General features: G+C 64.8%; 8 protein-coding genes. 5 read left to right on the forward strand and 3 right to left on the reverse strand.

From position 1 onward, the window contains the following. Window positions 1–199: 199 nt before the first annotated feature. Both Q0082_RS07050 and Q0082_RS07055 read left to right on the forward strand, forming a co-directional pair. Window positions 200–1,423 (forward strand): NADP-dependent isocitrate dehydrogenase, encoded by a 1,224-nt coding sequence (locus tag Q0082_RS07050; RefSeq protein WP_298191193.1) that lies wholly within the window; start codon window positions 200–202, stop codon window positions 1,421–1,423. Between the two features lie 166 nt (window positions 1,424–1,589). Beyond that, window positions 1,590–3,113, forward strand: a complete 1,524-nt coding sequence (locus Q0082_RS07055; RefSeq protein WP_298191194.1) for a DUF1963 domain-containing protein — start codon at window positions 1,590–1,592, stop codon at window positions 3,111–3,113. A 10-nt stretch (window positions 3,114–3,123) separates the two neighbouring features. Here Q0082_RS07055 and Q0082_RS07060 read toward each other — a convergent pair whose 3' ends face one another. Then, window positions 3,124–3,906, reverse strand: a complete 783-nt coding sequence (locus Q0082_RS07060; protein WP_298191195.1) for a tyrosine-protein phosphatase — start codon at window positions 3,904–3,906, stop codon at window positions 3,124–3,126. Window positions 3,907–3,967: 61 nt separating this feature from the next. Further along, entirely contained in the window at window positions 3,968–5,167 is a 1,200-nt protein-coding gene (locus Q0082_RS07065; protein WP_298191196.1) for a M20 family metallopeptidase, read from the reverse strand. 124 nt (window positions 5,168–5,291) lie between these two features. Between Q0082_RS07065 and Q0082_RS07070 the strand changes: the two genes are divergently transcribed. Further along, the gene (locus tag Q0082_RS07070) at window positions 5,292–6,542 is read left to right on the forward strand and encodes an acetyl-CoA C-acetyltransferase (protein ID WP_298191197.1); all 1,251 of its coding nucleotides are present in this window, start codon (window positions 5,292–5,294) and stop codon (window positions 6,540–6,542) included. Window positions 6,543–6,618: 76 nt separating this feature from the next. Continuing rightward, complete coding sequence (locus Q0082_RS07075; protein WP_298191198.1) at window positions 6,619–7,410, forward strand: dienelactone hydrolase family protein; 792 nt, start codon at window positions 6,619–6,621, stop codon at window positions 7,408–7,410. Window positions 7,411–7,446: 36 nt separating this feature from the next. On the opposite strand, the gene Q0082_RS07080 is transcribed toward Q0082_RS07075, so the two are convergent. Further along, complete coding sequence (locus Q0082_RS07080) at window positions 7,447–8,928, reverse strand: VCBS repeat-containing protein (RefSeq protein WP_298191199.1); 1,482 nt, start codon at window positions 8,926–8,928, stop codon at window positions 7,447–7,449. Between the two features lie 203 nt (window positions 8,929–9,131). Here Q0082_RS07080 and Q0082_RS07085 point away from each other — a divergent pair. Next, on the forward strand, window positions 9,132–10,095 hold a 964-nt coding region (locus Q0082_RS07085; protein ID WP_298191200.1), incomplete at its 3' end, for an ATP-binding cassette domain-containing protein.

Consider the following 10,095-nt stretch of genomic DNA (forward strand, 5'->3'; position numbering starts at 1 on the left):
ACTAGCGCTTAATCGCTTGGTTAAATGTCTAGAACCCGCCCCCCGCTGCTGTCCAGACCCAAACCGCTCAGAAACCAGTCGGGGCGAATCGCCAGACAGCTTGCCCTTTGGTGAAAGTCACCCGCTTGCGCCCGCCCAAGCTCCTGCTAAGGAACGGCAAATTTCTTTGTATCAGCTCCCCGGGGAAGGCACGCAAACCATGGCAAAGATCAAGGTGAAGAATCCTGTCGTCGAACTCGACGGCGACGAAATGACGCGGATCATCTGGCAGTGGATCCGCGAGCGTCTGATCCTTCCCTATCTCGATATCGATCTGAAGTACTACGATCTTTCGGTCGAGAAGCGCGACGAGACGAACGACCAGATCACGGTCGATTCGGCCAATGCCATCAAGCAGTACGGCGTCGGCGTGAAGTGCGCCACGATCACGCCGGACGAGCAGCGGGTCGAGGAATTCAAGCTCAAGAAGATGTGGAAGTCGCCCAACGGCACGATCCGCAACATCCTCGGCGGCGTCGTGTTCCGCGAACCCATCGTGATCCAGAACGTCCCGCGCCTCGTGCCGGGCTGGACCGATCCCATCGTCGTGGGCCGCCACGCATTCGGCGATCAGTACAAGGCGACCGACACGCTGATCCCGGGCCCGGGCAAGCTGCGCCTCGTATGGGACGGCGATGATGGCCAGAAGATCGACCTCGACGTGTTCGACTTCCCCTCGGCGGGCGTCGCAATGGCGATGTACAACCTCGACGATTCGATCCGCGATTTTGCCCGCGCCTCGTTCAACTATGGCCTCGCGCTCGGCTGGCCCGTCTACCTCTCGACCAAGAACACCATCCTCAAGGCCTATGATGGCCGCTTCAAGGATCTGTTCCAGGAAGTATTCGAGACCGAAGGCTTTGCCGAAAAGTTCAAGGCGGCGGACATCGTCTACGAACACCGCCTGATCGACGACATGGTCGCCTCCGCGCTCAAGTGGTCGGGCAAGTTCGTCTGGGCCTGCAAGAACTACGATGGCGACGTGCAGTCAGACACCGTGGCGCAGGGCTTCGGCTCGCTCGGCCTGATGACCTCGGTGCTGATGTCGCCCGATGGCAAGACGATCGAGGCCGAGGCGGCGCACGGCACTGTGACGCGCCACTACCGCCAGCACCAGCAGGGCAAGGCCACTTCGACCAACCCGATCGCCTCGATCTTCGCGTGGACCCGCGGCCTCATCTACCGCGGCAAGTTCGACGAGACGCCCGAGGTGGTGAAGTTCGCCGAAACGCTGGAGCGCGTCTGCATCGAGACGGTCGAGAGCGGCAAGATGACCAAGGACCTCGCCATCCTGATCGGCCCCAACCAGCCGTGGATGACCACCGAGAAGTTCTTCGAAGCTATCGTCGAAAACCTCGAAACCGCGATGGCGGCCGAGGCCTGAGCGGAAGCAGGCTTGAGATGAAAGGGGCGGGGCCATCTCCCGCCCCTTTTCTATCGCCGCCCCTCGCCACAACTGCGCGGATCGGCACCGTGCGCTTCAGGCGAAATTAACCAATTCTTGCAGATTTGGGCAGAATACAGCACCGTAACACCGGAAAGGTGAATGCGTGCTCGCCCTCGTCGCAATCTTCGCCGTCTTCATCATCAGCGCGCTGGGGCTCATCGCGCTGCTCTGGTACTGGCTACGCCAGCGCGCACTGCGGGAACCGAGGCCCCGCAAGACGAAAAAGGTGAAGCGCCGCAAGGCCGCGACCGATGCCACCGAGCCCGAGCCTGAGTCTGAACCTGAGGGACTCCCGCAGAAGTCCGGCCGCAGCCGCCTGATTTCAGCCGCCACGCTGGCCGAGGCTGAAGCGGCCAATGCGCTCCCCAGCGTCGACTATCCCGAGCCGGAAGCACCCGAAGTGCCCGCAGCCGAAGCCCCGGCGCTCCCTGCCCCTATCACCGCCGCCGCCCAGCAGGCCATTGTCCTCAGGCAGCATTTCCCCCCGAATCGCGCTGCCCAGACGCGCAGCTGGCTCGGCGGCAGCCCGGTGCTTCCCGGCAATGCCGAATGGCCGGTCAATCCCGTGACCGGCAAGCCGCTGCATTTCCTGCTCCAGCTCGATCTGGCCGAAGTCCCGCCCGAAGCCGGTCTCGGCCTGCTTCCGTCCGAGGGCGCGCTGGCCGTGTTCCTCGATCTCGATTGGGGCCCCGGTGAAGCATTCCGCGTGATCCACGCCCAGGGTTATGCAGGCACGCCGTGGCAGGCGCTTGATGTGCCGACCAATCTCGCCATGGCCTATGGCGATGAGGCCGCGCTGGTCTGGCCCTGGGCGCTGACCCCGGATCACGGCACTCCGATCCTGCCGCGCTGGCCCGTTGCGCCGCGGCTGATCGCACTGCCCGAGAGTGAGACCCCCGGCTGGCAGCACACCCCCGCCACGGCCAAGGCCTTGCTCGATGCGCAGGGCCAGGGCGATATTGCTCCTGCGCTCGATAACGCGGATTTTCACGGGGCTGACGGGCAAGGCTTCGAACCTGCCTGGTACGGCTACCCGCAGGACTGGATCGCTGTTCAGATCGCCTCGGCCGCGCTGGTGCGCGAGGCGGACCGCGCGTCGCGCACCGTGCTCCACGATCCCTACCCCGGCCTCGACGAGGACGAGCGCGCTGCCCAGATCAAGGCTGTGCGCGAGGAAGCGCAGGCCTGGTTCGACCACGCGCTGAACAACCCCGCACTTGCCCCACTCGGCCCGCCACTGCGCAAGGCGTTCTGGGACTGGATCTCAACCCACCGCGCGCTCGCCGAACCAGTGATCCCCGAAGCCGTCGAAGCCGCGATCGAAACGACGCTGCACGCCTCGCCCGAGGAAGCTGCCAAGTTCCCCGAAGAGATCACCGCCCGCGTCGCCTGGCGTCACGTCCTGGCCCGGCGCACCAACGAAGGCGTGATCGCCCCGCCGCCTGCCCGCCTTCTCGCCCCCGCAAGCGGGACATACGAGCTTGCCGCCACGCATCTCCTACTGCTCGAACTGCCCGACAACCCGTCGCTCGGCCACCACTTCGGCGGCGGCGCGCTGCAATGGTGGATCAAGCCTGAAGATTTGGCCGATCGGCGGTTCGAGGCTGTGGTGATGACGCGGGCGTGAGGGCGCGATCCTAAACGACCAGCCGTTCCTCTAGCCGCTTCACCAGCGCCGCATCCGCGCCAAGAACTGCCTCGGCATAAGCCTCGAACGTCCCGTGCTCGCGCTCCATCGCGGCGAACGCGCTTTCCAGAAACTCCGGCTGGACGCCCATGATGGTGCGCAGCGCGTCATCCGTCATCGAAGGGCCGAAGCTCGCGCGCACATTGGTCGCGGCCGCCGCGATCCGCGCCTCGGAATTGCCTGCCGTGTTGGTGAGGAGATAGTCCGCCATCACGTCGTCCGGATGCACGCCCAGCAGCCGGTGGACGATCGCTGCGCCCACGCCGGTGCGGTCCTTGCCAGCAAAGCAGTGCAGCAAGCTCGGCCCATGGTCCTCGGCCAGTGTCTGCAGATAGAGCCGGAACGTCCCCACCAGCACCGGGCGGAACGGCAGCTTGTCGTAGAGCTTCACCATCGCGTTGCGGGCATCGTCCGCCGACCGCACGCCGGCCGCCGCTTCGTCATGAACCGCGCGCCCATGATCGCCCGCCGTCTCGCCGGGGTGGAACACCACGTGCCCTGCCCACTCTTCATGCCGCAGGCACGGAAACTGTGCCCGCTCGCTATCCCCGCGCAAGTCGATCACCCGCGCGATGCCGATGTGGTGCACCACATCGAGGTCTTCCGGAGTCGCCCCGAAGTGATGGCCCGATCGCCACAAGTGCCCTGTGCGCAGCGTGCCGCCGCGCGCGCAGTAGCCGCCGTAGTCGCGAAAATTGTGAATGCCGGAGAGCGGCAGAACGCGGTCTTGCATGGGTCGTCCCTGTCAGATCAGCCCTGCCAATGCCAGTGCTTCAAGACGCCGCCGTTGCACCTTACGCAAAGCCTTCCGCGAGAAACCGCTCCGCGCACCCCGCCAGCACCGCGCTGCCCAGCGGCATCACGCTTTCATCCAGCATCATGCGCGTCGAATGGATCGAACAGCAGCTCTTCCAGTCCGCCCCCTGCGGCGCCACGCCGAGAAAGAACATCGCACCCGGCGTCTGCTCAAGCACATAAGAGAAGTCCTCCGCGCCCATGATCGGGTGCGAGAGGCGGTGGAACCTGCCCTCGCCCGCCAGCTCCTCGGCCACTTTTGCGCCGAGCTCCACCGCGCGCGCATCGCAGATCGTCACCGGAAAGCCCGGGATGATCGCCGTCTCAGCGGTCAGACCGTGCGCTGCCGCGATATGCTCGGCCAGCTTGGGCAGCGCGTCGTGCAGCTTCGCGCGGCTGGCGGGTGAAAGCGTGCGGATTGTGCCGAGCAGATGGGCACCATCGGGAATGACATTGTAGGCCGTTCCCGCTTCGATCTTGGATACCGTCGCCACCACCGGATCAGCGACCGAGAACTTGCGCGTCACCATCGCCTGGATCGCGCTGACAATCTCGCAGGCCACCGGAATGGGATCCAATGTATCGTGCGGCATCGAGGCATGGCCGCCATCGCCCTTGACCGTGATCTCGAAGCGGTCCGCCGAAGCGAGCAGCGGCCCGGCGCGACCAGCCACGATCCCGTGCGGGCTGTTGGGCATGATGTGCAGCGCAAAGGCCGCGTCCGCGCGCGGCTCCAGCAGCCCATCTTCGATCATGAACCGCGCGCCGTGGTGCCCTTCCTCGCCCGGCTGGAACATGAACTGCACCTCGCCGGCAAGGCTTTCGCGGCGCGCGCAGAGCAGCTCCGCCGCCCCCGCCAGCATTGCCGTATGCGCATCGTGCCCGCAGGCATGCATCCGCCCGGCAAACTGCGAGGCAAACTCCAGCCCCGTCTCCTCGGGCATTTCCAGCGCGTCCATGTCCCCGCGCAGCAGCACCCGCCGGCCATTTCCCCCGCCGCACTTCAATGTCGCGACGAGCCCGGTCGTCGAAGGCCCCTCGCGCCATGTCAGCGGCAAGTGCGCCAGCGCCGCGCGCACTTTGTCCCGCGTCAGCGGCGTATGCAGCCCCAGCTCCGGCTCGGCATGGATCGCGCGCCGAAGCGCGGTGATCTGCGGTTCGAGGGTTCGGGCCTGCTCCAGCAGTTCGGCATGCAGCATCGGGGGCTCCTGTGGCTGTAGCAGTATACCATAAGCCTGCCTCTGCGCCGCTGTCGAGGTTCCCCCTTGCACAGGCGCGCGCGGCGGTTTAATCGCTCGATTAACGCACTTGGGAGAGTCTGTCATGGCCGAAGCCTATATCATCGACGCCGTTCGCACCCCGCGCGGGGTCGGCAAGCCCGGCAAGGGCGCCTTGTCGCACCTGCACCCCCAGCACCTCGCCGCCACGGTCATGAAGGCGATCGCGGAGCGCAACAACCTCGATACCGGCACGGTAGACGACATCATCTGGTCTACTTCGTCGCAGGTCGGCAAGCAGGGCGGCGATCTAGGCCGCATGGCCGCGCTCGCGGCAGGCTTCAACATCAGCGCCAGCGGCACCACGCTCGACCGGTTCTGCGGCGGCGGCATCACCTCGGTGAACCTCGCGGCCGCGACCGTCATGTCCGGCATGGAAGACTGCGTCATCGCCGGCGGCACCGAAATGATGAGCTTCACCGCTGCCAACGCTGCGGCCGAAGCCAACGCCGGCTTCCCGCCGCGCCTCATGGGCTCGGGCAACAAGGCGCTCGACGAGCTCCACCCCCAGTCGCACCAGGGCATCTGCGGTGATGCCATCGCCACGATCGAGGGCATTTCGCGCGAAGCGCTCGACGCGCTCGCCCTCGTCAGCCAGCAGCGCGCCGACGTTGCGATCAAGGAAGGCCGCTTCAACAAGTCGCTGATCCCCGTGCTCAACGAGGATGGCACGGTGGCGCTCGATCACGAGGAATTCCCCCGTCCCGAGACGACCGCAGAAGGCCTCGCCAGCCTCAAGCCGGCCTTCGCCGGCATGATGGACTTCGATCTTGGCGGCGGCATGACCTTCCGCAAGCAGATCAACCGCCGCTATCCGGATGTGGACATCAAACCCGTCCACCACGCCGGCAATTCCTCGGGCGTCGTCGATGGCGCCGCCGCGCTGCTCATCACTTCGCCCGCCTATGCCGAAAAGCATGGCCTGAAGCCCCGCGCGCGCATCGTCGCCTATGCCAACCAGGGCGATGATCCCACGCTGATGCTCAACGCGCCGGTTCCGGCGGCCAAGAAGGTTCTCGCCAAGGCGGGCCTTACCAAGGAAGACATCGACGTCTGGGAAATCAACGAGGCCTTCGCCGTCGTCGCCGAGAAGTTCATTCGCGATCTCGATCTCGACCGCGCCAAGGTGAACATCAACGGCGGCGCCATGGCGCTCGGCCACCCGATCGGCGCAACCGGCTCGATCCTCATCGGCACCGCGCTCGATGAACTGGAGCGTTCGGGCGGGCGCTACGGCCTCGTGACGATGTGCGCGGCGGGCGGCATGGCCCCCGCGATCATCATCGAACGCCTCTGATCGTCAACAGAGAGTTGCAACAAGGACCTGGGCGGTGCCATCACCGTCCGGGTCTTTTTGCGTTGGGGGAGTGCAAATGAAGAATCCCGAGGCTTTCGCCGGCTACGAAGCCTTCGATTTCACCGCTGGTCCCTATACGCGCCGCGTCTGGCGCAAGGGCAGCGGCCCCGCGGTCATCGTCATGCACGAGATCCCCAACCTCCACCCGCAAGTGCTGCGCTTTGCCGACCGCGTCGCAGCGCAGGGGATGACGGTCTATTGCCCCAGTCTGTTCGGTGAGGACGGACGCGCGCCATCGCAGGCCTATGCCCTTGGTCAGATGCTCTGGACGATCTGCGTGCGCCGCGAGTTCAATGTCTGGGCGAATGGCAAGTCCAGCCCCATCGTCGACTGGCTGCGCGCGCTTGCCCGCAAGGCGCATGAAGAATGCGGCGGGCGCGGGGTTGGCGCGGTCGGCATGTGCCTGACGGGCGGCTTTGCCCTCGCGATGATGACCGAGCCCGCCGTCGTCGCCCCCGTCCTCTCGCAGCCATCGCTCCCGCTGGGCAAGAAGGGCGCGGCCCGCATCGACGCCAGCGCCGATGAAATCGCCTGCGCCCGGCGCCGCTTCGAGGAAGAGGACCTCAGCATGATGGCCCTGCGCTTTACGAGCGACAAGCTCGTGCCGGACGCGCGCTTTGCCATGCTGCGGGAAACCTTCGGAGACCGCTGCCAGACGATCGAGTTCCCGGACGCGGACGCCAACCCGGCCGCCCCCATCGCGCCGCACTCGGTGCTGACATGGCACCTCATCGACGAACCCGGCAGCGCCACGAAGCAGGTGGAGCAGGACGTGATCGCCTTCTTCAAGGCGCGCACCGGGCCCTGATCGTCCGCGTCGGAGCGGGCTACCGCGCTCTGCGGTTCAGGTCCCGAGCTGCTTCTTGCCTTTGTAGAGGCGGCACGGCACGCGTCCGGTCAACTGGTCAGGCATTCCGTTGGCGGGGAAGACCAGCAAGTCCGCGATACCGTCCCCGTCCATGTCCTCGAGGATCGTGGTAGCGGAATACTGCCAGACATCGGTGATCGGCGGAAATGGCCCCGTCCCCTGATACTCAAAGCGCCGTGTCGGACCGTTGAGGTAGACCTGGACCTGCGAACCATAGGGATAGACCACGAGATCCTCATAGCCGTCGGCATTTACGTCCTTGCAGTCAAAGAAATTGACGTTGTTGTCGATCTGCACCTCGCGCCGGAGGTTGAGCGTCACCGGAACGATCTTGTCGCCCGCTACCCGCGCGGCAACAAAGGTGGAGAACGGCTTGAGATCGCTCTGCTTGACAGTGATCCCTTCGTAGAAATCCGGCAGCAGCCCGGCGCCGAGATGAAAGACGACCGAAGGTGCGGCTCCCGGCTGCATATGAATCCTGCAGTTTTCGAAGATAGCGCCTCCGAAGATATTCTTGCCGCGAATGTTGAGCACCGGGCCCGGTGCCGGGTTCGGGTTGCCCGGATAGAGCAGGTTCGCCGTCCCGACGACCGTGCCGAATGCCAGGCTGGTCAGTTTCGACCATGTGCCCGCTCCGGCGGAGCTCACGAGCCGGAAACCCTCGGCGGCATAATAGTTCGGATAGCTGCTGCCGCCCTGCAGGATCGTGTCGCTTTTGAAAGCGAGCCCGCCTTTGTTGTAGATCTCGAACGATCCGGCGCTGACCGTCGGAAGCTGGAGCCCGGTCGCGATCGCCGCGCCATTGGCGTCGAAATAGAACGATTCGCCATACTGCGCGGAAGGCTGCGAAAAGCCCTCGCCCATTGCGAAGCTGCGCCCGCTGGCGTCCTGCCCGATATTCACGCTGTGATACCAGTTGGGGCGGCCGAAGCGTGTCACCTTGTAGCCGCCCGGCACCGAAATCACCGCGGCAAGCTGTGCATCGGCATAATGGGCATTGGGGAAGTTACGCCCGTCTTCCTGATTGACCGCATAGACAAGATCAGGCCGCCCATCTCCGTTCAGATCGCCGATTTTGACTTTTCGGCTCACGCCACCCAGATCACGGCTGCCAATCAGGTAATTCTTGGTCTCATCAACGAACCTTCCGTTCGCCTGCTGGATCATGAGCACCATCTTGTTGAACGCGGGTTTGGTCCCGGTCTCGCCGTTGTCGTAGCGGTGCGCATAAAGATGCAGCACGATGTCCTTGCGGCCATCGCCATTGAGATCAACCACTGCGGTGGTAATGTTGGATTGCCCGCGCCCGGGATAATAGACCGGAATATACCACGCCTTGCTTACTTCGGTGAAGTAATCCTGCCATGCCGGCTGCGTCGCAGAAGCCGTATCTGCCGTTGCTGCCGTCAGAGCCATTGCCCCGCCGGCAATTGCCAGAAACTGTCGCAGTACTTTCATGCCCCAGCGCCCACCCCAATACAATCGGCGAACCAGCCGCGCGATCTTTCACCAGACCGGTCAAATGCATCACGGACGGCGTAAGGTGTCAACATTCCAGCGGCATCCAACCCGTCCCCGCATCGGGAGAGGCGGTTGCAGGCAGGCGCTGCGCCCTGTAGAGCGCGCCGCAACCCAACAGTTTCGCATATCAAGGACCTCCGATGGCCGCCCAGTACGCCTACGTCATGAAGAACATGACCAAGACCTTCCCCGGCGCGCCCAAGCCGGTGCTGAAGGACATCAACCTGCAGTTCTATCAGGGTGCCAAGATCGGCATCGTTGGCCCCAACGGCGCGGGCAAATCGACCCTGATCAAGATCATGGCCGGCATCGACAAGGACTACACGGGTGAGGCCTGGCCGGGCGAGAACATCACCGTCGGCTACCTCGAGCAGGAGCCCCAGCTCGATACGAGCAAGACCGTGCTCGAAAACGTCAAGGACGGCGCGCGCGAGATCGCCGACATGGTCGATCGGTTCAACGCCATCGGCATGGAAATGGCCGAGGAAGACGCCGATTTCGATGCGCTCGGCGCCGAAATGGCCGAGCTGCAGGACAAGATCGACGCCGTCGACGGCTGGACGCTCGACAACCAGCTCGAAATCGCGATGGAGGCCCTCCGCTGCCCGCCGGGCGATTGGCCGGTGGACAGCCTCTCGGGCGGTGAAAAGCGCCGCGTCGCGCTCACCCGGCTGCTGATCCAGAAGCCCTCGATCCTGCTGCTGGACGAACCGACCAACCACCTCGACGCCGAAAGCGTCAACTGGCTGGAAAACCACCTCAAGGAATATGCCGGCGCGGTGCTGATGATCACCCACGACCGCTACTTCCTCGACAACGTCGTGGGCTGGATCCTCGAACTCGATCGCGGCAAGTACTTCCCCTACGAGGGCAACTACTCGACCTACCTCGAAAAGAAGGCCAAGCGCCTCGAGCAGGAAAGCCGCGAGGACGAAGGCCGCCAGAAGGCCATCGCGCAGGAACTCGAATGGATCCGGCAGGGGCCGAAGGGCCGCCAGACCAAGTCCAAGGCGCGCATCAAGGCCTTCGACCAGCTCGTCGAATCCGCCGAGAACCGCCCCATCGGCAAGGCCCAGATCGTCATCCAGGTGCCCGAGCGCCTCG

Origin of the sequence: Novosphingobium sp., from assembly GCF_027489515.1 — a bacterium.
In the GTDB taxonomy this organism is placed as follows: Bacteria; Pseudomonadota; Alphaproteobacteria; order Sphingomonadales; family Sphingomonadaceae; genus Novosphingobium.

Coding starts and splice junctions, on each gene's coding strand:
- Q0082_RS07060 (WP_298191195.1), bottom strand. CDS start 3,906: ATGCAAGACCGCGTTCTGCCGCTCTCCGGCATTCACAATTTTCGCGAC.
- Q0082_RS07075 (WP_298191198.1), top strand. CDS start 6,619: ATGAAGAATCCCGAGGCTTTCGCCGGCTACGAAGCCTTCGATTTCACC.
- Q0082_RS07050 (WP_298191193.1), top strand. CDS start 200: ATGGCAAAGATCAAGGTGAAGAATCCTGTCGTCGAACTCGACGGCGAC.
- Q0082_RS07080 (WP_298191199.1), bottom strand. CDS start 8,928: ATGAAAGTACTGCGACAGTTTCTGGCAATTGCCGGCGGGGCAATGGCT.
- Q0082_RS07065 (WP_298191196.1), bottom strand. CDS start 5,167: ATGCTGCATGCCGAACTGCTGGAGCAGGCCCGAACCCTCGAACCGCAG.
- Q0082_RS07070 (WP_298191197.1), top strand. CDS start 5,292: ATGGCCGAAGCCTATATCATCGACGCCGTTCGCACCCCGCGCGGGGTC.